This is a genomic window from Pedobacter sp. KBW06 (assembly GCF_003852525.1).
In the GTDB taxonomy this organism is placed as follows: domain Bacteria; phylum Bacteroidota; class Bacteroidia; order Sphingobacteriales; family Sphingobacteriaceae; genus Pedobacter.
The window spans coordinates 1,039,234-1,062,355 of sequence record NZ_QAJL01000001.1; the positions used below are offsets into that span (position 1 = coordinate 1,039,234).

21 protein-coding genes are annotated in these 23,122 nt (G+C 44.6%); 9 read left to right on the top strand and 12 right to left on the bottom strand.

The window, feature by feature from the left end:
- Positions 1–28 precede the first annotated feature (28 nt).
- Positions 29–1,063, bottom strand: a complete 1,035-nt coding sequence (locus tag DBR43_RS04125; protein WP_124578165.1) for a LacI family DNA-binding transcriptional regulator — start codon at positions 1,061–1,063, stop codon at positions 29–31.
- A 258-nt stretch (positions 1,064–1,321) separates the two neighbouring features.
- Between DBR43_RS04125 and DBR43_RS04130 the strand changes: the two genes are divergently transcribed.
- Genes DBR43_RS04130 through DBR43_RS04140 form a run of 3 tightly spaced genes read left to right on the top strand, consistent with a single transcriptional unit; the run spans position 1,322 to position 4,026 of the window.
- Positions 1,322–2,062: a (Fe-S)-binding protein gene (locus tag DBR43_RS04130; protein WP_124578168.1), complete on the top strand. Its 741-nt coding sequence runs from the start codon at positions 1,322–1,324 to the stop codon at positions 2,060–2,062.
- Between the two features lie 4 nt (positions 2,063–2,066).
- Positions 2,067–3,443 carry a LutB/LldF family L-lactate oxidation iron-sulfur protein gene (locus DBR43_RS04135; RefSeq protein ID WP_124578170.1) on the top strand — a complete coding sequence of 459 codons (1,377 nt, stop codon included), beginning with the start codon at positions 2,067–2,069 and terminating at the stop codon, positions 3,441–3,443.
- Positions 3,436–4,026: a lactate utilization protein C gene (locus DBR43_RS04140; RefSeq protein ID WP_124578172.1), complete on the top strand. Its 591-nt coding sequence runs from the start codon at positions 3,436–3,438 to the stop codon at positions 4,024–4,026. Before DBR43_RS04135 ends, DBR43_RS04140 begins: the two co-directional genes overlap by 8 nt.
- Positions 4,027–4,032: 6 nt before the next feature.
- Here the strand turns inward: DBR43_RS04140 and DBR43_RS04145 are convergent, their stop codons facing one another.
- Positions 4,033–5,955 carry an ATP-binding protein gene (locus DBR43_RS04145; protein WP_124578174.1) on the bottom strand — a complete coding sequence of 641 codons (1,923 nt, stop codon included), beginning with the start codon at positions 5,953–5,955 and terminating at the stop codon, positions 4,033–4,035.
- Between the two features lie 243 nt (positions 5,956–6,198).
- Between DBR43_RS04145 and DBR43_RS04150 the strand changes: the two genes are divergently transcribed.
- From DBR43_RS04150 to DBR43_RS04165, 4 genes are all read left to right on the top strand, one after another.
- Positions 6,199–7,725 (top strand): choice-of-anchor I family protein, encoded by a 1,527-nt coding sequence (locus DBR43_RS04150; protein WP_124578176.1) that lies wholly within the window; start codon positions 6,199–6,201, stop codon positions 7,723–7,725.
- Positions 7,726–7,843: 118 nt separating this feature from the next.
- The gene (locus DBR43_RS04155) at positions 7,844–8,518 is read left to right on the top strand and encodes a response regulator transcription factor (RefSeq protein WP_124578178.1); all 675 of its coding nucleotides are present in this window, start codon (positions 7,844–7,846) and stop codon (positions 8,516–8,518) included.
- On the top strand, positions 8,515–9,795 hold the full coding sequence (locus DBR43_RS04160) for a sensor histidine kinase (RefSeq protein WP_158622419.1): 1,281 nt from the start codon (positions 8,515–8,517) through the stop codon (positions 9,793–9,795). The genes DBR43_RS04155 and DBR43_RS04160 overlap by 4 nt, the downstream gene beginning before the upstream one ends.
- A gap of 63 nt (positions 9,796–9,858) precedes the next feature.
- Positions 9,859–12,276, top strand: coding sequence for a TonB-dependent receptor domain-containing protein (locus DBR43_RS04165; RefSeq protein WP_199756950.1), 2,418 nt, complete (start codon positions 9,859–9,861; stop codon positions 12,274–12,276).
- Here the strand turns inward: DBR43_RS04165 and DBR43_RS04170 are convergent.
- On the bottom strand, positions 12,273–12,821 hold the full coding sequence (locus tag DBR43_RS04170) for a GNAT family N-acetyltransferase (protein WP_124578182.1): 549 nt from the start codon (positions 12,819–12,821) through the stop codon (positions 12,273–12,275). The two genes, DBR43_RS04165 and DBR43_RS04170, sit on opposite strands and share 4 nt — an antisense overlap.
- Before the next feature lie 143 nt (positions 12,822–12,964).
- Here DBR43_RS04170 and DBR43_RS04175 point away from each other — a divergent pair, with 143 nt between their 5' ends.
- Positions 12,965–13,516 (top strand): GNAT family N-acetyltransferase, encoded by a 552-nt coding sequence (locus tag DBR43_RS04175; RefSeq protein WP_124578184.1) that lies wholly within the window; start codon positions 12,965–12,967, stop codon positions 13,514–13,516.
- 107 nt (positions 13,517–13,623) lie between these two features.
- Here DBR43_RS04175 and DBR43_RS04180 read toward each other — a convergent pair whose 3' ends face one another.
- The 5 genes from DBR43_RS04180 to DBR43_RS04200 all read right to left on the bottom strand — a co-directional run bounded on the left by DBR43_RS04180 (position 13,624) and on the right by DBR43_RS04200 (position 17,150).
- Complete coding sequence (locus DBR43_RS04180) at positions 13,624–15,024, bottom strand: pyridoxal phosphate-dependent decarboxylase family protein (protein WP_124578186.1); 1,401 nt, start codon at positions 15,022–15,024, stop codon at positions 13,624–13,626.
- A gap of 101 nt (positions 15,025–15,125) precedes the next feature.
- Positions 15,126–15,545: an OsmC family protein gene (locus tag DBR43_RS04185; protein WP_124578188.1), complete on the bottom strand. Its 420-nt coding sequence runs from the start codon at positions 15,543–15,545 to the stop codon at positions 15,126–15,128.
- A gap of 79 nt (positions 15,546–15,624) precedes the next feature.
- Positions 15,625–15,924, bottom strand: coding sequence for a GNAT family N-acetyltransferase (locus DBR43_RS04190; RefSeq protein WP_124578190.1), 300 nt, complete (start codon positions 15,922–15,924; stop codon positions 15,625–15,627).
- Between the two features lie 29 nt (positions 15,925–15,953).
- Complete coding sequence (locus DBR43_RS04195; RefSeq protein WP_124578193.1) at positions 15,954–16,262, bottom strand: GNAT family N-acetyltransferase; 309 nt, start codon at positions 16,260–16,262, stop codon at positions 15,954–15,956.
- Between the two features lie 15 nt (positions 16,263–16,277).
- The gene (locus DBR43_RS04200; protein ID WP_124578195.1) at positions 16,278–17,150 is read right to left on the bottom strand and encodes a pirin family protein; all 873 of its coding nucleotides are present in this window, start codon (positions 17,148–17,150) and stop codon (positions 16,278–16,280) included.
- A gap of 277 nt (positions 17,151–17,427) precedes the next feature.
- Between DBR43_RS04200 and DBR43_RS04205 the strand changes: the two genes are divergently transcribed.
- The gene (locus DBR43_RS04205; protein WP_124578197.1) at positions 17,428–18,399 is read left to right on the top strand and encodes a phosphatidylinositol-specific phospholipase C; all 972 of its coding nucleotides are present in this window, start codon (positions 17,428–17,430) and stop codon (positions 18,397–18,399) included.
- A gap of 83 nt (positions 18,400–18,482) precedes the next feature.
- On the opposite strand, the gene DBR43_RS04210 is transcribed toward DBR43_RS04205, so the two are convergent.
- The 4 genes from DBR43_RS04210 to DBR43_RS04225 form a co-directional block, all read right to left on the bottom strand.
- On the bottom strand, positions 18,483–19,619 hold the full coding sequence (locus tag DBR43_RS04210) for a TlpA disulfide reductase family protein (protein WP_124578199.1): 1,137 nt from the start codon (positions 19,617–19,619) through the stop codon (positions 18,483–18,485).
- Between the two features lie 118 nt (positions 19,620–19,737).
- A complete protein-coding gene (locus DBR43_RS04215) occupies positions 19,738–20,886 on the bottom strand; it encodes a thioredoxin family protein (RefSeq protein ID WP_158622420.1) in 1,149 nt (382 codons plus the stop codon).
- Positions 20,887–20,890: 4 nt separating this feature from the next.
- A complete protein-coding gene (locus DBR43_RS04220; protein ID WP_158622421.1) occupies positions 20,891–22,369 on the bottom strand; it encodes a PKD-like family lipoprotein in 1,479 nt (492 codons plus the stop codon).
- Positions 22,370–22,380: 11 nt separating this feature from the next.
- Entirely contained in the window at positions 22,381–23,112 is a 732-nt protein-coding gene (locus tag DBR43_RS04225) for a DUF4843 domain-containing protein (protein ID WP_124578205.1), read from the bottom strand.
- Positions 23,113–23,122 lie beyond the last annotated feature (10 nt).

Genomic DNA, 23,122 nt, shown 5'->3' on the forward strand with positions numbered 1-23,122 from the left:
TATATTAAACACAGTATTCATTAACATTTTAAGAGGACATCCTTCTGATCAGGTCTACCGGGATCACGTAAGGCTTCGCCTTCAGTTCCGCGTTTTCATGTCCGTTCTTCAGTAAATCCATCAGTACTTCTACAATCTTTTTACCTACCAGATCCGGATGCTGTTCAATCGTGGACAAGGAAGGGGAAATGATTGAGGTTCTCGGGTCATTGGAATAGCCGGTCATTTTCAGCGCATCCGGCACCACAATTCCATTCTCTTTTGCAAATTCCAAGGCCGCAATTGCCGTGACGTCATTGGCTGCAAACAAAGCATCAGGGACTACCGGTCCTCCGAACATTATGGACATGGCTTCCCTGGCATTTTCATGTGTCAGTTCCTGATGAAATACCCAGTCTTCATTTATTGGAAGCTGGTGCAGTTCCATGGCTTTCCGGTATCCTGCCGTGCGGTCCTGGTAAAGGTTAGAGGTCAGTTTTCCGGAAATATGTGCAATTCTTTTACAGCCCGTTTCAATCAGGTGGGACGTGGCCAGGTAACCGCCCCGGAAATCATCCCCTTTAATAAAAGTAGCATTGTAAGGATCCAACGGAACGCGGTCGTAAAAGATCACCGGAATCCCGCTGTCTACCAACCTGTTGAAATGGCTGAAATCCGTGGTTTGTAAGGTACAGGCCACGATCAATGCATCTACTCTCGAAGAATATAAGATCTCTGCCAGCTCCTGCTCCATCGTCAGGAGGTCATTAGATTGACAAATGATCAGGTTATATCCGTGTTTATGTAAGCTGTTCTGAATCGTGGTGATGACCTCTGCATGGAAAAACATAGAAATGCGGGGAACGATCAGTCCGACGGTATGGGTTTTATTGCTCCTTAATCCGGAAGCCATCTGGTTTCTTCTGTAACCCAGTTGAGCCGCCATCTTCAGGATATCATTTTTCGTTTTCTCTTTGACATGAGGATGGTTATTCAGCGCTCTTGAAATTGTTGCCGGAGAAAGCTTTAAAGCTTCCGCAATGTCAAGAATCGTGTTCTCCTGTGGTTTTTTGTCCTTATTCATTAATTAAATTGAAATTATTGGAAATTAAACAAAGGCAAGCTAGTCATTTCTGCAATAAAATGAAAACGTTTTCAGTAATTTAAAGGTGACAATATCTCCTTCATTATTTTGGCAATATATTAAGCGCAATTGACGCAGAATCCTTAAATCCCTGTTCCCTTAAGATCAGGGCCAGAACGACCATACCAACGTTTTACTAAGGTTTTCATAATTCAATAAAAAAATCTACCTTCCATTTTTTATAGGAATTTCCAAGCTATGCACGTAGGCCTTTTTATCCCCTGTTACATCGACCAGTTTTACCCCAATGCGGCAATTGCCACGTTGAAACTCCTGCAGAAATTAGGCGTTAAGGTGAGTTATCCCATTCATCAGACCTGTTGCGGGCAACCGATGGCCAACTCAGGATTTGAGCACCTTACGACTGGCTGCAATGATCTTTTCATCAAAAACTTTGCGGAGTTTGATTACATCGTTTCTCCTTCCGGGAGCTGCGTTTTACATGTCAAAGAACACCTGCACAGTCAGGAGGAGGAAGAAAAGGCGGTCAATGTCCGTAAAAAAGTATATGAGCTGACAGAATTTCTAACCGATGTCTTAAAGGTGGATAAGCTCAGCGCACGTTTTCCTCATAAAGTAGGTGTGCACCAAAGCTGCCATGGTCAGCGCGGATTAAAGATGTCGCAGATGACTGAGCTTGTTGCCGCTCCATTTTCCAAGCCCATGCAATTGCTGCAAATGGTGCAGGACCTGGAACTGGTAGAATTGAGCCGTCCCGACGAATGCTGTGGTTTTGGAGGTACCTTTTGCGTGGCAGAAGAAGCGATTTCCGTGAAAATGGGGAAAGACCGCGTGGCGGATCATGTGAACCATGGCGCCCAATACATCACCGCTGCAGATATGTCCTGCCTGATGCATATGGAGGGAATTTTACGCCGCCAGAACAGTCAGGTGAAGGTTTTACATATCGCCGAGATCTTAAATGCAGAAGAAGTTTAAACAGATGAACACAGGAACAAAGGACCACGCAGGATTAGCCGATATATTTAACGAAGACGAAGCACGTGTAGACTGGCATGATGAAACCCTTTGGTTTGTTCGTGCCAAACGGGATAAAGCAGCACATACCCTTCCTGAATGGGAAGCGCTCCGCGAAAATGCCTCAAAAATCAAAGACAATGTGCTGTCCAACCTGCATGATTATTTATTGCAGTTTGAAGCCAAAGCCCAGCAGAACGGCATCACCGTACATTGGGCCGCCGATGCAGAAGAGCACAACCAGATTGTCCATTCGATATTAAAAGCACAAGGCGTTAGCCGGATTGTAAAAAGCAAATCCATGCTGACGGAAGAATGTCACCTCAATGAGCACCTGCAAAAGAGCGGCATAGAGGTCATTGATACCGACCTTGGCGAGCGCATCGTGCAGCTCGCGGAGGAACCACCAAGTCATATTGTACTGCCTTGTATTCATAAAAAGAAAGAAGAGATCGGAGAATTGTTCCATGAACACCTGGGCACTCCCAAAGGGGAGTCAGATCCTCAGTTTCTGACTGCCGCGGCAAGGGTTCACCTTCGGGAGAAGTTCCTGACCCGGAAAGCAGCCATCACCGGCGTCAATTTCGCCATTGCGGAAACCGGAGAATTTGTCGTTTGCACCAATGAAGGAAATGCAGATATGGGCGCACACCTTGCCGATGTACACATTGCCTGTATGGGCATTGAAAAGATCATCCCGAAAAGGAAACACCTGTCGGTATTTTTAAGGTTACTTGCCAGAAGTGCCACCGGACAACCGATCACCACTTATTCCAGTCATTTTAACAAACCCAGGGCCGGACAGGAAATGCACCTCATTCTGGTAGACAACGGACGGACCAGACAACTGGGAAGAGCCGATTTCCGCAATTCACTAAAGTGTATCCGTTGCGGCGCCTGTATGAACACCTGCCCCGTTTACCGCAGAAGCGGCGGACACAGCTACCATACCGCCATCGCCGGCCCGATAGGCTCTATCCTTGCGCCTAACCTGGACATGAAGGAATATGCAGATTTACCTTTTGCCTCTACCCTTTGCGGTTCCTGCACCAATGTATGCCCCGTAAAGATCAACATCCATGAGCAATTGTATAAATGGCGGCAAGTCATCGTAAAAGAAGGTTATGCCGACACGAAGAAAGCGCTGGCAATGAAGGCAATGGATTTTACCCTATCCAGTCCTTTTCTCTATAAAACCGCAGGAAAAGCCGGCCGATGGGTCATCAAAAATGCACCTTTCATGGTTAACAATAAGCTCAATGCCTGGTATAAGCAACGCGACATGCCGGAGCCCCCAAAACAGTCATTCAGTGAATGGTACAAGAAAAACAACAATGAATAGCAGAGCAGAGATCCTTTCCCGCATCAAAGAAAACCAACCGGAATTAACCAGCTTACCTGCTGAACTGACAGCCCCGCTGCAATATGCTGATCCGGTTGCCATGTTCAGTACCGTGCTCGGCAACATTGGCGGAACGACCGTTCCGGTAAGCAGCTACGAAGAGATTCAGGACCATATAAAAACACATTTTGCAGATCAGAAAAGGATTGTTTCTACCCTGCCGGAGCTTTCCCAGGTGACAGAAGCAGGATGGGAAGGACAAGATCCGCACAGCTATGAAGACATAGACATTGCCGTAATCAGGGCTCATTTCGGGGTCGCAGAAAATGCTGCACTTTGGGTAACTGAGGAATTAATGCAGCAGAGGGTGATTCCTTTTATTTGTCAGCAGTTAGCAGTGGTGGTTCAGCGCAAAGACATTTATTCCAATATGCATGAGGCCTATGGACAGGTTGCTGATTCCGTTTATGGTTTCGGAACGTTCATTGCAGGTCCTTCAAAAACTGCAGATATTGAGCAATCGCTGGTACTGGGTGCACATGGCCCAAAAAACATGACCGTCTTTATTATGGACCTGAATTAACTGTTTTTAGCATACAGACTGAACCGGCAGACTGAAATAGAAATTACTTCCTACGCCGGGTTCGCTTTTCAGCCCGATCTTCCCGTCATGGCGGGCAATGATGTCTGCGCAAAGGTATAAACCGATCCCAAAGCCGGAAGCATTCTTTACCTGCAGGTCATCTATCCGGTAAAAGCGGTCAAAGATCTTTTGCGTATGGTTGTTGTCAATTCCTATTCCGTGGTCTTCCACAGAAACCAGGACCTCATCACCCTGACGTTTTGCGGTAACAAGTACCTTTCCTCCCTGAGGAGAGTATTTAATCGCATTGCTGATCAGGTTGTCGATCACCTGTGTGATCTTATGGCGGTCTGCATAAATTAAAGGCAATTCTTCCGGATCAAAGCTCACGGGATGGTTTTTCTCCTGAAACAGGTAATCACTCGCCACATCAGCAATGATCTGGTTCAGGTCGATCAATTCTTTTTTCAGTTCCGTTTTATTTGATTCTATTTTAGAAAGGTCCAGGAAGCTATAGACCAGTTTGGTCATCTTATTGATCTGTCCTTCTATCCTCGTTCCAATACTGCTCACAAAAACAGGATCAGCCACCCCTTTCCCTGTTTTAAGTAACTGTGCATAGGCTTTTAAAGAAGTGAGCGGCGTTTTTAACTCATGACTGGCGATGGCAATAAAATCGTTTTTTTGAATTTCCTCATGTTTGCTTTCCGTGATGTCCATGACCGTTCCCAGCATCCTCAATGGCGTTCCTTCTTTGCTGAACAAGACTTTTCCCATCACTTTAATCCAGTAAATCACCTTGTCCGGGCGGATGATTCTGGCCTGATAATTATATTTTCCGGAGATCAGTGCGGTTTGAAAAGCAATTTCTACCGCGCCCGTATCTTCAGGATGGATGACCGCGCGAAGTTGCTCATGACTCAGGTCAGTCACTCCGGGATAACCAAACAAATCGGCCAGGCTGGAAGAATAAATGATGTCCCGCGTTTGAAGGTCCAGGTCCCAGCTTCCGATTCCTGTGGCTTCTGAGGCAAGGCGAAGTCTTTCTTCCGCATTTTCGATATTTTTCCTGGTCAGCACCTGTTCTGTAACTTCATTTGCCAGGGACAGCATGCCTGTAATTTCTTTCTTCGGCCCGTATACCGGTTCGAGGTTCAGGTCAAAATAATACGTTTCCATAACCCCGTTACGGTTGTAGGTCACAGGCGATTCTTTGCTGAGGTAAGGAACACCAGTCTCGACCACCTGCTTGTAGATTTCCCGGTAACCGGCTTCATGTAAGGAAGGGATCAATTCAAAAATAGAATGTCCAAGCACCTCTTCCGGCGCTCCTTTGTTCCACATTTTACAAATGGCCTCATTGGCATATTCGATCACAAAATCATCTTTTGAATACAAAGCCATGCCCATCGGGGCCTTCAAAAACATTTTATTTAAGCGCTGCTGCTGCAAAACCAGGTTCTCTTCTGAAGTAGCGGCCATTTCCTTCAGCATCACCTGGGCAGTCACGTTACTCGTGGTATTCACGATATAGCTCACTTCTCCCGTTTCGTTGAAGATGGGCTGATTGGAGTTGGACCAGTAAAAAGGCTCCATCTTACCGGTTTCACTGGAATAGATGTCGTATTTATAAATAGGAAGGTCTACTTTCTTTTTGGTTTTCATGACCTCCCGGATGGCCGATAATGCACGTTCCTTTCCTGAGGGGTCTTTTGTATTGTCCGGAAAAACATCAAACAGGTTTTGTCCGAGTAATTCAGTCCTGCTTTTCAGCGAGATCTCTACAAAGCGGTCGCTGACTGCAAGAATGGTAAAATGAGGGGCATTGGCCTTAATCACTACAGATTGAGGGGAGTCTTTGAAAAAAGACTGAAACATTACTCCTGTGTATAGAGAATCGTCCAAATCTTTTGAGTAACCATTGTTCATATCTGTTGAAATTAACCTTTAAGCCAGGTCTGGAGAAGTACAATTTTTATGCCCATGTTCTTTCAATGGAAAAATAACAGGTAAGTTTTTTCAATAAAGTCATTTTAGGTTAAGCCTTCCGCTATCGTTAACAATATCATAATCCAGACCTTAAAGCCGGATAACATCCCGGGAGTACTTTTGTCGGATTGGAACCACCATATATTTTACCAACAAGCCACATTAATTAAAAAACCTGCTTTTATGAAAAGAAACTTACTATTTGGTTTAATGCTGCTCGCCTTCCTGGGTTGTAAAAAAGATACCGTCAAGACAGTGGAAGAAACGCCTGAAGTCATCGTCAACGAAGATCCTGCCACATTTGCAGAGATCGGCAGCATTGATGTGGGTGATGAAGGGGCAGCAGAAATTACAGCCTTTGACCCGATCACAAACCGTTTATTTGTGGTAAACAATACCGCAAACAACAACAGGATAGACGTAATTGATTTCAAAGACCCGAAAAACATGACGAAAATCGGGAGCATCAGCATGGCTCCTTATGGCGGTCTGGTGAACAGCTTAAGCGTGTACGATGGAAAGCTCGCTGCAGCCATTGAGGCGGTCAATAAAACAGAAAACGGCAAAGTAGCTGTTTTTAAAACTAGTGATTACAGCGAAATTAAAGTGATCAGTGTAGGTGCGCTTCCGGACATGATCACCTTCTCTCCAGATGGAAAATACATCCTGACAGCGAATGAAGGGGAACCAAGTGCAGACTATACTGTAGACCCTATCGGTACTGTTTCCATCATTTCCGTAAATGAGAATTATGCAGTCAACACCCTTAATTTCGCCGGTTTTGCCGGACAACAAGAGGCATTGACAAAAAAAGGCTTCCGTATTTTTGGTCCGGGTAAAGACCTTCTGAAAGACATCGAACCGGAATACATCACTGTGTCTGAGGATTCCAAAACAGCCTGGGTAACCTTACAGGAAAATAATGCCATCGCTAAGATCAATATTACCACAAAAACCATTACAGACATCTTCCCTTTAGGATTCAAGGACTACAATACAGATGCAAACGGGATCGATCCAAGTGATAAAGACAAGGCGATGATTTTGGGAAAATGGCCGGTAAAAGGCATGTACCTTCCTGATGCGATTGCATTGCTGGAATCCGGGGGCACACCTTACCTGTTCACCGCAAACGAAGGTGACGTGAGGGAATATACCGGCGCCTATGTGGAATCGAAAAGAATTAAAGATGTAAAATTAGACCCGACTGCATTCCCTACAGCCAGCCTGTTACAAAAAGAGGATCAGCTGGGAAGGCTCAACATCACGACCACACTTGGAGATACCAATGGAGACGGCATTTTTAAAGAACTTTATTCTTTTGGAGCACGGTCTTTCAGTGTGTGGAACGGCAATACCGGTGCACAGGTGTATGACAGTAAAAACGAGCTTGAAGTAAAAACCATCGCGGCAAATTTATACGATGACAATAGAAGCGACGACAAAGGTGTGGAACCGGAAGGCATCGCAGTTGGTGCAGTAGGCACTAAAAAATTAGCCTTCATTGGAATGGAAAGAGCAGATGCAGTGGCGATTTATGATGTGACCAATCCTGCTGCCCCGACCTTTCTGCAGGTATTAAAAACCGGAGATGCTCCGGAAGGGGTGCTTTTCATCTCCGCTAAAAACAGCCCTACCAAAAAGAGTTTGCTGCTGATCAGCAGTGAGGGCGACGGGATCATCAAAGTATACACGCCAAAAACAATATAACTAAAACAATTAACGCTCAAGCCGTTGTAACGAAGCACCGTTACAACGGCTTTTTTATGCCCAAACCCCAACCCCGTAAATTCAGAAAGAATTCAGAATTGGCTTCTACCTTCGTCAGATGAAGATTTTGATCATAGAAGACGAGCCTGCTCTTGCAGAAAGCATTTCCCTGTACCTTTCCGGAGAAAGCTATCGTTGTGAGGTTGCCGGCAATTTCGATCAGGCCATGGAAAAAATATCCGGATACACTTACGATTGTATCCTGCTCGACCTGATGCTGCCGGGAGGTGACGGCATCCAGATTTTAGAAATCTTAAAAGCTCAAAACAAACAGGATGGCGTCATCATCATTTCTGCAAAAAATGCGCTGGACGACAAGATCAAAGGCCTTCAGCTTGGTGCTGATGATTACCTGGCCAAACCTTTTCACCTCCCTGAACTCGCCGCCAGGGTGTTTTCCATCATCAGAAGGAAACAATTCAGCAATTCCAATATCATTGAACACCATGAACTCACGCTCGATCTACTGGGAAGAACCGTACAGGTAAACGAAACCCTGCTGGCTTTAACAAGGAAAGAATACACTTTACTGCTTTATTTCATCGGAAATCAAAATCGCGTAATCTCCAAAAATGCATTGGCAGAACACCTTTCCGGAGACATCGCAGATATGCTGGACAGCCATGATTTCATTTATTCTCACATCAAGAACCTGAAAAAGAAACTCCATGAAGCAGGCTGCAGCAATTACTTAAAAACGGTTTACGCGACGGGTTATAAATGGGAAATATGAACAAACTGCTCTACAAAACACTAAAGCCCATTTCCATCTATGCTTTGCTGGTCCTGCTCCTCAGCATTCCAGCCTATTATTTCATTGTAGACCAGATCTGGGTAAATGAACTCGACAAACACCATTATGCCTTACGCGGAAAAATTGAATCCAGGTTTACGAAATTACAGCTCGCCGACAGCACGATTGAGCAGACGATTGACATCTGGAACAAAATAGAACCGGGATCGGTATTCACCCCTCATCCTACAAAGAACATCACCAAAGACAGCAGTTACTCCGTTATCCGCTTCGACGATTACCTGCAGGACAGGGAACAGTTCCGTTGTCTTTCTACCAGCATTCTGATCAATAATAAACACTATCGCCTGCTGCTGGAAACGAACATGGAAGAAATGGACGAGACCGTAATGGCCATATCTGTTGTCGCACTGTTCTTTTTCCTTCTGCTCCTGGCCGGATTTATCTTTCTCCTCAAACGCTTTTCCGGCAAAATCTGGCAGCCATTTTATGCGAGTCTCGATGCGCTCAAAGCTTTCCGGCTGAATAGCGATCAACCGATCCGGTTTGAGCCTACGGCGATCCTGGAATTCAACGAACTCAACCAAAGCCTGCAACGCTTAACCGAGCGGAACATCAACACCTATAAGCAGCAAAAGGAATTTACAGAAAATGCCTCCCACGAGCTGCAAACCCCGCTTGCCATCGTGCAGTCGAAATTAGACCTCCTGCTCCAGGACCAGTCCCTCAGCAAGGGGCAGTCGGCCATTGTCGCAGCCGCAAATTCAGCTTTGGCAAGAATCTCAAGGATCAATAAAAACCTGCTGCTGCTGGCAAAAATCGAAAATCATCAGTTCGAAGATGCGGAACAGCTGGATTTGTCCCTCCTGCTTCAGGAAACGGCAGATATCCTTGCCGAACACCTGGACAGCAAACAGCTGTCTTTTGAAATGAACATCCATCCCGGTGTATCTGTTCATGCCAATGGGGTACTTCTGGAAGTGATGCTCAACAACCTTTTCGTAAACGCCATCCGGCATAGCCCAAGGCATGGCAACATCAGCATCAGCCTGGATGCCGGCGGGCTCAGGATCAGCAATACCGGAACAACAGGACTGGAACCTGAAAAATTATTCAGAAGGTTCAGCAACACCTCTCCCCTGAGTCCGGGGACCGGCCTGGGCTTGTCTATCATCAAAGAAATCTGCGACCGGTACAGCTGGCCACTCAGTTATAGTTTTGAAAAAGATCAGCATACGTTCTTCATCCGTCTTTAGTCCAGAATTTCTCCAAAATCATCCGACAACTTTGTACCATCAGTTCCCCATTTATAAAAAACTATGATGATAAAAATAAAACACCTGATCCTCACATTTCTGTTCCTGCCTTTTGCAGCATGGTCACAACAACATATCGTTACGCTTTCCGGAACCGTAAAAGATGCCAAAGACAAAAGCAGTATCCCCTTTGTCAATGTCTTACTTAAAAATGAGAAAGACAGTACTTTCGTGGCCGGTGGCCTGAGCAATGACAAAGGCTTGTTCAGTATAGAAAACCTGAAAAGCGGCAATTACCTTCTGGTGGTTTCCTATATGGGCTATAAAACCAGGATCCAGCAGGTATTGATCGGCAACCTCAGTAATTTCCAGGACCTCGGAACGATTGCACTGGAAGAAGACGCAAAAGCATTAAAAGAGGTTGTCATCAGCGGGGCACAGGGCGATGGTTTAAATGCGAAAATGGATAAAAAGAGCTTTGCCCTTGCCGGAAATATCAGTCAGGCCGGAGGATCTGTGCTGCAGGCGATGAAGAACTTACCCGGCGTTACCGTTACACCCGATGGGAAACTGGAACTGAGGGGAAGCGACAAAATAGCCGTTTTGATGGATGGAAAACAAACAGCCATGACGGGCTTTGGCGGGCAAACGAGTTTAGACAATATCCCTGCATCTGCCATTGAACGGATCGAAATCATCAACAATCCCTCTGCAAAGTTTGATGCCAATGGCAATGCCGGAATCATCAATATCATTTATAAAAAGAACAAACAGGAAGGTTTTAACGGAAAGATCGGGCTCTCCTCAGGCCTGGGTGCCTTGTGGCAAAGGCAGGAAAACCTGCCCGGCATCCGTCCGCAATACCAGGGTACTCCTAAGTTCAATCCTTCGGTATCCCTCAATTACCGCAAAAATAAAGTCAACACTTTCTTCCAGGGAGACTGGCTTTATACCCGGACGCTGAACAGAAATGAATTTGCGGAAAGGACCTACGACAACGGCGACAGGATCGAACAGCAGGTCAAGAGGAACCGCATCACTACCTATGCAACGGCAAAAACAGGGATAGACTGGACGATTAACGAAAACAATACCTTCAATATCTCCGGTTTGTTTAACCGGGAAAAGATTACCGACCGCGGTGATATCCCCTACTTCAACAGCATCAGCAAGGAAAGGTTAAGGCTCTGGCAGTTCCTGGAAGATGAAGTAAAATATACCGCAACAGCTTCCGCCAACTATTCGCATCATTTCCAGCAACCCGGACATCAGCTCAACGCCAGTTTCAACTATACCTTTCACCGGGAAGATGAGAAATATTTTTTCACCAATATCATGCCTTCCTTTACAGGAGAAGATTCCTTTAAATTACTCTCTGATGAACAGGTATCAGACCTGAACCTGGATTATGTACGTCCTTTAAAATATGGCCGTATTGAGGGGGGATTAAAGTTTCGCCACAGAAGCATTCCGGTAAACATGCAGTTCTTCCCGGGACTGAATTCGCCTTTAGATGTCAATGCCGGTGGCTGGGCAGACTACAGGGAAACCATTCCGGCGCTTTACGGAAACTATGTCCTTGAGCACCATAAATTTGAACTGGAAGCAGGATTAAGGCTAGAATATGTAAAAGTAGATTACAAAGTAAATCCCGGTCACAATACCTACAAAAGTGACGGTTACCAGTACACCAAACCTTATCCGAATTTAAGGCTGGCCTATAAGCTGGACGACAGGAATAAGTTTTCCGTTTTTTACAATTACCGGATCGACAGGCCCAATGAAGTGGACATCCGGATCTTTCCAAAATACGATGAGCCGGAGCTGATCAAAGTAGGAAACCCGGCCCTTCGTCCTCAGTTTACCAGCAGTCTGGAACTGGGCTATAAAAACAATTGGGATAAAGGCTATTTATATGCAGCGCTCTACCAGCGGATTACCGATGGAACCATCACCAGGATAGCCACACCGGCTCCGGGAAGCAATATCCTGTACAACATTTTTCAAAATGCAGGACGAAGCTTTAATTCGGGAATGGAACTGATTTTTCAACAGAAACTCGCAGACTGGTTTTCCCTGAACACCAATGCCAATATTTACCAAAACACGATCAATGCTTTTAGCGTAGAGAATAAATACCCGGTACCCGTAATTTACTCCGCTACAAAGGAGCAATTGATCTCCGGAAATTTGAAGCTGAACGGCATGTTTAAGTTTGCCGGAAAATTTGAGGCACAGCTTACAGCCATCTACCTCGCCCCGGATATCATCCCTCAGGGTAAAATCGATTCCAGGTTTTCAATGGATCTGGGACTGAAGAAAAGTATTCAAAAGGGCGCAGGTGAGTTGTTTTTAAATGCAACAGACCTTTTAAACACCCTTAGTATCCGTAAAAACATCACAGGAAATGGATTCCGGATGCAGAGCAGGGACTATTATGAAACGCAGGTGTTCCGCTTTGGCTACAGCTACAAATTTTAAGATCCGGTTTTATTTAGTTCTTTTTTTGAACCAGGCTCCCTGAGCAAAAACCAATGTACCATCTCTTCTTTGATCACTTTCTGATAAAAGCCCAGACGCTCCAGGGTCTTGGTAGAACCTTCATTCACATGCATACAGCGGGCGGTAATCATTTTCACCTGCTGTTGCCTGAAGGCCCATTTGATCAGTCCGGCCCCGGCTTCAACGGCATAACCTTTACGCCTTGCTGCATCAACAATTCCATAACCAAGGTCTATTGATCCTTCCTGATCCGGCAGCCCTTTAAAACCGATATCCCCGATGATCGCTTTACTCTCTTTTTCAACGATCAGCCAGGATTCAAAACCTGAAGGTTCCTCCACCAGTTCCAGGTTGGTTACAATTCTGGGCAGTGTTTCCATCATGTCTTCATCAGGCCAGCCTTTGCTAAGGTTAAAGCCCATACCTGATAAGATCGTGTACTGCTGATTCAGTACTTCCTGTGCAATGGGAATCGTAAATGGAATTAAGTAAAGACGGTCTGTAGTTATCTTCTTGATTTTCATAGTGATTGAGCGTTCAATATTAAGCATATTTTTCTTCCTTAAACTATAGAATCAAAAACTTATTTACAAATAAAAAACGCCACTCAATTGAAATTACAGAAGATTATGCCGATTTTGGCCAGTAGCGCCATAAAAGAAGAGATATGAAAATTTTTGTAGAAACAGAGCGGATCATTATGCGGGAGCTCCTATTATCTGACAGTCAAAAAATGTTTGAGATGGATTCCGACCCGGAAGTCCATTTGTATTTAGGGAACAAGCCGTACACCCAAATTTCACAAAGCGAAGAAAACATCCTGTTTATCAGAAAGCAATATGAAGAAAACGGCATTGGCCGATGGGCAGTAATCGATAAAGAAAGTAATGAATTTGTAGGCTGGGGTGGTTTAAAGTTTATCACTACAGAAACCAATAACCGCAATCATTTTTATGAAGTAGGTTACCGCTTTCTTAAACAACATTGGGGAAAGGGTTATGCCACAGCATCAGCCAAAGCAGCTTTAAAATATGCTTTTGAAGAACTTCAATTAGCTACTGTCTATGCCATGGCACATGGAGAAAATGCAGGTTCCAGACATGCATTGCAAAAATCCGGATTGAAAATCACGGAACAGTTTGACCATGAAGGTATCAACTGTGACTGGTTTGAAATCACAAAGGAAGAATGGTTAAAAAAACAACATGAAGGACAATAAAACCATCATCGCCGCTGCACAATCCACTTCTAAAAAAGCTGATGTAAGCGCCAATACTGAGCATCACCTGCAACTGATTGCCCGCGCTGCGCAGCATCAGGCAGGGCTCAGATCTTTTTTAAGGCCTGATTTAATTCTTCAATCGCCACCAACACATCCTTTTCCGTCGTTCTCCAGTTCACAAAAGCAGCCCTGATCGCATGCTTCCCGCCGTAAACAGTGGGCGTCATAAAGACCACTCCCTGATCGTTCAGGATCCTCAGAAATTCAAAGGCCTTGTCCCCGGCTCCTTTCAGCGTAAAGCAAACTGTATTTAACCTTACTGGTGCTAAAAGTTCAAAGGCATCCTCTTTTTCAATAAATTCTGCCAGTTCCTTTGCCCTGGCAATACAACCTTCCACGATGTCCTGGTATCCTTTGGCACCATAAGCTTTCAGGGAAAACCAGGCGGGCAAAGCCTTCAAACGTCTGGAATTTTCAGGTAAGAAATTCAGGTAGTTAAAGTTGTCCAGGGGATCTCCGAGATAAGGTGCATTGGAATTCTGAAAACAGGCCATCTGCAACAGCCGGTGTTCTTTCTTAACCAGGAAAAAAGCGTTTTCATAAGGAACATTTAACCATTTATGACAATCGACCGTGATGCTGTCTGCCTGCTCCCATCCTTTTAACAGATGCGCATAAGCCGGGGCACAGGCTGCAAAAGCACCAAAAGCTGCATCAATATGCCACCAGAAATGATAGCGCTCCCTTAATTTAGAGATCGCTTCAAAATCATCAAAATCTACCGTATTTACCGTCCCTGCACTGGAAATCAGAATAAATGGAGCACCTTTTAATTCCAGGATCTGTTGTTCCAGATCGTTCAGATCCATGGCCTCCCTATTGCCGGGCATTACCTTTACTTTGATCAGGTTCTGACTCCCCAATCCCAATAAAGCGAGTGATTTTACCGCAGAAGAATGCGGCATTGCCGATAAGACCTTCAATGTTCCGGAGACTCCTGTTTTAGCGATGTCTTCCCCCTGTTGTGCACCAAGCCATTGTCTGGCGACTGCCAGACAGCTGAAATTAGACATCGTTGCACCGGTTACAAAACCACCAAGGTAGGCATCCTCAGGAAGCCTGAGCAATTGCAGCAGCAAGCGCACAGTTTCCAGTTCAATATTAGCAGAAATGTCTCCCTGTCCTTTAACCGTCTGGGTATTCTGATCGTAAACCGTAGCCAGCCAATCCCCTGCAATGGCTGCGGGAGTTGATCCTCCGGTAACGAAGCCCCAATATCTTGGGCCGGTAGAGGCTACAATAATGTCATCGAAACGGGATTTAAAGGCGGCGAGCGCTGCAAGCGTACCTGAACCTTGTACTTCCAGATCACTGTACTCCATCGGCTGAATGTCTGTACTTGTTCTCCTGTCGTTGATCCCATTTAAAAACTCCAGCCCTTCGGCCTTCACCTGATTTAAAATCAATTCCAGGTCATTCAGGTCCCCTTTTAAAATCTCGTTCATGTTATTTCTTGTTAATCGGCAACACAAATCTTCAACAATAAATCTGCATAAAGACAATGCAGATTTATTTATTTTGAGGGTGACAGATGGAAGAGCCCGGACTAAAAAACGTCGTCTATGATCTGCACTTCGTTCTTTAGGATTTTGGAGATCGGGCAGGATTGCGCAATTTTCAGCAGCCTGTCTTTTTGTTCCGCCTCCATCGGCTGATTGAAAAAGATGGCCCTTTCAATTGTAGTGACCAGTTTTCCTGCTTCAATTCTCTGGAAGAGGTTTGCTTTTACCGTAATTTCAGGAACGCTCCATTCCTTACGGTCTATGTACATGCGAAGGGTAGCGAGGGTACAACTGGCGAGGGAAGACAACAGTAAGGTATAAGGATCAGGCCCAAGGTCCTGTCCGCCTAAGCTTACCGGCTCATCCGAAAGCAATACCCCATTTCTCCATTCTATTGTAGTCTGGTATTTGATCTCAGCAATGCTGGCCACCAAAGGTTCGGTCAGAATATATTTTTTTTCCATTTTTAAAAGCGTCTGTTCGTTTTAATAACACATCGCCTCGACAGGTCTGGTATGCCTGCCGAGGCGATGTGTTGTTTATTTATTGTCGGTGATATTCCGGGTCCAGCTGTTTGCGGTATTCCGGGTGTTTCTTAATAAATCCGGAAACAAAGGGGCAATATACCATCACCAGTTTGTGCTGATCTGCAGCATACTGAAAAGCATACCTTGCCAAAGCAGAGGCAATGCCTTTACCTTCCATTTCTTTAGGCACCGTGGTGTGCATCATTGCAATATCTTTCTTATACAAACGATAAGAGAGGATGGCCTTTTCTCCATCCAGGGCAACTTCAAACTGAAGCTGTTCTTTATTATGGGTAACTTCAATATTGTCAGACATCTGCATTTTTCATTTAAGTGTTAAACCTCTTAATGAGGTTTAACACTTGGGTCTAAAATTCTGTTCCAGTCCGGATGGCGTTTCAGATAAGCCGCTACCAGCGGACAGATGGGAATCAATGTATATCCGTTTTCCTCAATGTAGGCCAGGGTTTTCTCAATTACAGCTGTTGCTGCACCTCTGCCCTGCAGTTCTGCCGGAGCTTCTGTATGGATCAGCCAGATCTTTTTATCATGCTCCTTATAATCGATAAATGCTGTATACCCATCGATCTTCAGTTCAAAACGTTTATCTTCCTGGTTCTTAACCAGGGGGATTGCTACATATTCCTCATTCATATCTTTAAATATTAATTAATCTGCTAATACACCAAATTTACCCATATTGAAATCAACGATGGCCTGACTGATTTCTTCTTCTGTATTCATTACAAAAGGACCATAACTTACAATTGGCTCATTCAAAGGTTCACCACTCAATACCAAGATAACACTTTTCCTGTTGGCCTTGATGTGGATTTCTTCTCCTTCGTTTCTGAACAAGACAAAGCTGTGTTCTCCGGCGATCTCTCCATTAACTTCTACACTGCCATTTACCACCAATAATGCGGTATTGTATCCGGCCTGGATGCTGGTACTTACTTCCCCGCCTTCGTTCAGCTTGATGTCAAATAAATTCACCGGGCTATAAGTTTCTGCAGGGCCTGCAACACCATTAAAGTTTCCTGCAATGACATTCACGATACCTGCATCATCCGGTAATTCTATTTTTCCCATTCCCGCAGCAGTCAACTCCTGATAATGTGGCGTGGTAGATTTGTCTTTTTTAGGAAGATTTACCCACAACTGCACCATTTCAAAAGGACCACCTTTTTTAGAGAAGGCTTCTTCATGGTATTCTTTGTGCAAAATTCCATTTCCTGCGGTCATCCATTGTACGTCTCCGGAATTGATGATTCCTGAAGCTCCGGTACTGTCATGGTGCGCAACCGTTCCTTTATAGGCGATGGTTACCGTTTCAAAACCTTTGTGTGGATGGACACCCACTCCCCTCATGTGATTTGAAGGACCGAAATCATATTCAGGATTAAAGTCCAAAAGTAAAAACGGACTGATTCTCTCCTGAGGAATGCCTGCTCCGGGGATATAATTAAATACCCTGAATCCATCACCAACCATATGTGGTCTGCCAGAATTTGTCACGATTTTTTCAATTAACTTTTTCATTTTGTTTCTCCTTGTTTTTTAGGCAATAACCCAAACCATTTTCTTTGTTTGAATTATTGTATACAAAGATACCCAGGAGCCGCTGCCCCCACATTGATGTAGGATAAGAAGTGACGCCCCTGAAACTACCTCAAACCTTAATCACTGATTAACATCACTTTAATGACAGCTCCGTTTATTTAGGGTAATGCCTTTTTCCATTAACCAAAACGCTAAAACGCTTGAGCACAAGAATTTAATTACCTATCTTAATATTTAAATCAAACCCTAAATCATTATGAAAATCAATTCCCTAAAAGTCCAGCTCATCCTGGCAGCAGCCATTTCTTTTACCGCCTGTAAAAAGCAGAACTCCGAAGATGCACCAATGAGCATCAGATCCGAAAAATCAGCAATGGCCCTTCCCACTGTAACCAGCTTTACCATGAACAACTGGATGGGTGCCTTGTCGGACACAATGAGCCTTGCCCAGCTGTCTATTCCCGGCACCCACGATTCCGGTGCCAGGAACGAGCCCATTTCCGGAACAGCAAAAACACAAAACCTAAGCATTGCAGAACAGCTGAACGCTGGTGTAAGGTACCTGGACATCCGTTGCAGACATATCGGTAACAGCTTCACCATTCACCACGGCGCGATTTATCAGAATTTAAATTTTGACGATGTGCTGAATGCATGTATCAGTTTTCTGAACAGCAACCCCAGTGAAACGATCATCATGAGCGTAAAAGAAGAACATACGCCTACGGATAATACGCGTAGTTTTGAGCAGACCTTTGATGCCTATGTTGCACAGAATGCTTCGAAATGGGATTTAGGAAATGGCATTTCTACTTTAGGATCAGTACGTGGAAAGATCAAACTTCTGAGAAGGTTCAGCACAGGGAATACCAAAGGGATTGATGCCACCAACTGGGCCGACAATACCACCTTTGAGATCAACAACCCTGTTGCAAGTTTAAAGATTCAGGATTACTATAAGGTAGATGACCTGAATGCAAAATGGACAAAGGTGGAAAGCCTTTTAAATGAAGCAAAAAACAGCACCGTTAAAAAATTATATGTGAACTATGGCAGTGGTTACAAACCAGGGATCTTCGGAATTCCGAACATCAATACCGTAGCCAATTCCATTAACCCTAAGATCAATACTTATTTCACCAGTGCTTCCCATGGAAGATATGGAATCATCCCGTTGGATTTCATTGACGCTACCAGAAGCCAGTTGATTGTGAATACCAATTTCTAAACAAACCTGAAATACAAAAAGGCCGGCAAATCTGCCGGCCTTTTTATGGTTAACGCTTTTATCTTTAATGATTCTTTAAATCACTATTTAATCACTTCTGCCAGTTTCTTTTCCAAAGCTTCTCCCCTCAGGTTTTTAGCGATGATCTTGCCACTTGGGTCGATCAGGAAATTAGATGGAATGCTTTTTATCGCATACAGATCTCCGGCCCTTTTTTTATTGCTGCGATCCGAATCAATGAGTTGGGTCCATGGCATGCCATCGTCTTTGATCGCTTTTAACCATTTGTCCTTATCTTTTTCCTGATCCACCGATACGCCCAGCACAGTAAAGTTTTTGTCTTTATAGGCATTATACGCTTTTAATACATTAGGGTTTTCAGCGCGGCAAGGGCCGCACCAGGAAGCCCAAAAGTCCAGCAGAACATACTTCCCTTTAAAATCAGATAGCTTTACAGCCTTATCAACCGTGTCCAGGTGCGTAAAATCAGGTGCTGTCTTTCCGATGGCCGTTGATTTATTCGCGGCGATGGAGGCAGCAAAAGCCTGACCTTCTTTTGAACTGCGCTGGCTTGCAGAAAGTCCGTCAAAAAGGGCTTCCACTTTAGTGATGTCAAAATATGGACCGGCTACTTTTTGCAAAGCTTCGAAACAGAAATAGGAATTCGGATTTTGCTTGATGTAGGCCACCAGGCTTTCCTTCTGACCGGCCTCTGCCTGATCCATCTTGTCTTCTATGGTCTTCACAAGAGCACTGTCTTTTTTCTGCTCCGCAGTAAGGCCATAGTATTCCTTTCTTAAGCCGTTGATCGTCATTTCTGAATGCTTTAGCAGGTCTGAATATTTTTTATAATCAGTGTTGATTACCGACCCCGTAATTGACGCTGTTTTAATAGAGTCGGTTACATTCATTAAAATCAGGCCTTTATCCAGGTACATCGACCTCGAGTCACGACCCCTCGATTTCTTATCTGCAGGGCTGTCTTTGCTCACAAAGGTCATGTAAACCTGCTGAGGACCTTCTGTCGGGCCTTTCAATTCAAAAACACCGTTCTGAACAATTGCGCTGTCTCTTTTGGTTACGCCGTCTTTATAGTAATTCAGGTAGACTTTCCCTCCGGCAGCTGCCGATTTAAACTTACCTTTTAAAGTATAAATATTGCCTTGTGCTATTGCCATTACCGGGGCCAACAGCAGTATTGTGATCCATGTTTTTTTCATCAGTATATCATTGTTTTTTTGATCTTTCTATTGTTTTTTTCGATCTTCTATTGGTTTTCAAGAGCTCGTAAATTCGGTTTAATGGTAATGAAGCGATGATCGTTTCATCACCGGAATATTATAAGCTTAATTTCTTTTTGTAGTAATTGATAAAGTCTTTGTAACCTTCCTCAGTTCCGCCAATCTTTTCGCCTTTTTGGAAAAAGGCCAATGCTTTGTCTTTATTTCCATTGCGCTGATAGGTTAAGGCCAGGCTCATGAGTATGGAAACATCGTTTGATTGTTCGATTCCCGGATAGTTAAGCAGCCAGCCTGCGGCCTTTTGATATACTGCTTCCGGCAGGTTTTCCGTCATCAACATACCCGTAGCAGATTCCAGCCTGATTTCCGGAGTAATGGTTTTCGCGGTATCTAAAAAATTGGTTTTCATGATAAAGAAAGCAGGTTCCCTGGGAATATTAAAAAGATAGGTAGCCTGTTGTGTACCTGCATCGTCAAAGAATTGAGGAATCCGGTTCAATACGGCTACAAATCCAGCCGTACTTTTTGCAGTGATCGCCTTTTGCAGTTCAGGGAAAAGACCATAGGCCATTTTACCTTCAATAGATTTGCCATATTTCTTTTTATAGACCGGGTAATTGTCCATAAAATATTTAAAATATTTCTCCGGCATTTCAAAAGCGTTCATTACAGCCCAGGCACTTTCTCCGGTCAGGTCTTTCTGCTGGTCGAGGTAACTGCGGACAAGATTGCTATCCGCTTTTTTACGGTCTTTCTTTTCGCCAAAAGCCGACAGGTAGAACGAAGGAAAATCCAGGTATTTCTGCTGACTGAAGCCGGGTACCCGCTCTTTCTGATTGGTCGCGGCATCCTTTAGCCAGGCATTGAACTTGTCGGCCGCTTTATACCCGGCTTCTTTCCTCAATACCTTTAATGAAGGATCAAGAATTAAAAAGCTGGGATAGCTGCGCACCATATACCTCGCTGCTAAAACCCGCCCCAGTTCATCGGTTTCAGCATCCAGCTTGAGGAAACGATAGTGCTGCTGAAGCGTTGAAGCCACTGCCTGATCCGGAAAGACCCTCTCGTCCATGGCTTTACATGGGCCACACCAGGAGGTAGAGAAATCGATTAAAATGATTTTATCTTGCTTTTGGGCTTCACTAAGGATCTGATCCCATTGAGCAGCTGCCCCTGCTGAGGGCTGCTGAGCCATTGCCGTAAAACAGCTGAGCAACAGCGTAAAAACTGAAAAAATAACTCTCATAAGATTATAGGTTAGGGTTACGGTAATTGATTTGCAGAATGTTGCCAAAGCCGCCAAATTTCTTGCTATAGGTACCATTCGCTACATCACCGATCGGTAAAAGATCAAGGTAATACAGCTCGCCTTCGGCTCCATTATAGGTTGCCACTACCAGGCGGGTATTATACAGCGGATTCGATTTGCCCCATTCCTGCCCTTTAAACATTTTCAGGTCTTTGATCTGCTGGTTAGCAGGAAAAGTGTAGACCAGTCTAGCTGTTTTGGCGAGCACATCGTAAAGGTAAATTTTGTTGGCAACGGCATAATACAACTGCTTATTGACCTCCGAAGCGGCAAAAAGAACAGCTTTATCGATTTCGGGCGCAGCATCCATTTTGTCCATCACACCTGCCGGCTTTTTGTTATTCGGCAACACCGAGCAGAGGTAATAAGCGCTTGCATCTTTCATCACCAGGAAATATTCCGTATTGGGACCTCTGTCTCCCCCGATCATTGTTTTCCCAACATTACTCATGTCAAACGCAATCCCGGTTTCTGTATTTGCAGGAAACGTACTAAAGGAGCGGCTGGTATAAGTGGCATGCAGGAAACGCTTGCCAATATTATCGTAAAATAAGGTCCAGAACTGGTTTCCACTCATAAAATAAGGGAATACCGAATAGCCTGCAGGTCCGTTAAAACGCTCCGAATACTTTGCAATCCCCTGGTTGGGGGCCAAAGTCCCGTATACATTACCATTGCTGACCACGTACTGGTCAAAATTAACGCTGTTTACTGCATAAGCCGGGTTCACTACCGGGTTGATCGGCTTTTCAAAAAGATCCGGAGATTTGCCCGTAAAAGCAAAATCATTGGCACTGAAGCGGTACATTCCCTGATCGGTAAAAACGTTTACATCTTCCAGTTTGCTTTGAATGCCGGAAAAAGCCGCCAGAGGTTTACCGCTTAAGCTCAGGCCGGGGTTTGAAATACCAATGACATCAGGAAAGACAGTTCCATCCTGGCGTACAAAAGAAAGTTCTGTTTTCCCTGCTTTATCGGCCATGACCAGCCAGCCCTCATAATATTTACCATTTATGGTAAGCGGATAGCGGACCGACTGCCTTAAAGTTGTTTTGGTATCGGTTATTGTGTATTGCAGCAGATAGGTACCCGGGGCCGCCAATGCAGGAACCTTCAGGTTCTTTTCTGTGGAAAGGACCGTTGAAGTGGTCGCAGGATTGATCGGCGTAATCTCCCAGCTGTTCAGATCCTTAGACCGGTAAATTTCCCATTTATAGGTATATGGGCCACTTCCGGACTGCGATTCAGTGATGACAGGATTAACACGAATGGTATCCCGCTGAACAACCAGAATTTCTTCTTTCGGGCCGGTAATGTTCAGCTCATTGACATTGCTGTAATTGTATTTATTGTTGTCCTTTTTACAGGCAAACAGAAGGCTGCAAATGCAGGTCCCCCATATGATTTCTTTGATTCGCATAAAGTTCATTTTTACAATGGAAATTCTACTTTTCCGCCATTTTCATCTAGCAATGGCCCATGCTGACTAACATATTCATCAAGTGCATTCCTTAGCCTCCCTTTGATGTTTACCCATTGGGCATAGCCGATGATCCCGCCCTTGGTATCCGGCCTGAAGTCTGACATCCCAAAAACATCGATCATAAACTGATACCTTACGGCACTGTATTCTCCAATGTAATAGGCGATGTAACTCCAATAATCAGGTTTAATCAAGCGGTTGCTGAAATTGACCTTGAACTGAACGGCATTTACCGTGCTGACGTCTGCCGCCCCTCTTGTTCCCACGACCAGGTCTTCGCTCTCTGCAATCTGCAGAACGAGCCTCACTGCTTTGGTGTTTAAATCATCGCTGCTGAGCAATACCAGCGGATACCTGACCTGAAAAGAGTCGGCCGGAAGAACAAAATCGGGCAATATAAAATGGCTGCCCTGGGTCGCTGTTGTCCCTGCACCTGCAATGACTTTAATTTTCCTTGCTTTCCCGGATAGTTTTCCTACCAGGCGCATTTTGATCCAGACAGTATCCCTTGTTTTTGGAACCTTATTGAACTTGAAAGAGTAACTCACACTGTCCTGTTCTGCACCTGATTTATAGTAAAAAGTAATGCCATCCTTTCCGGAAAACACCGCATCCGGATCCTTTTTACAGGATGCCAACATCATCATCAGCATCACAAATATGATTGATAGGTATTTCATGTCCTTTTGG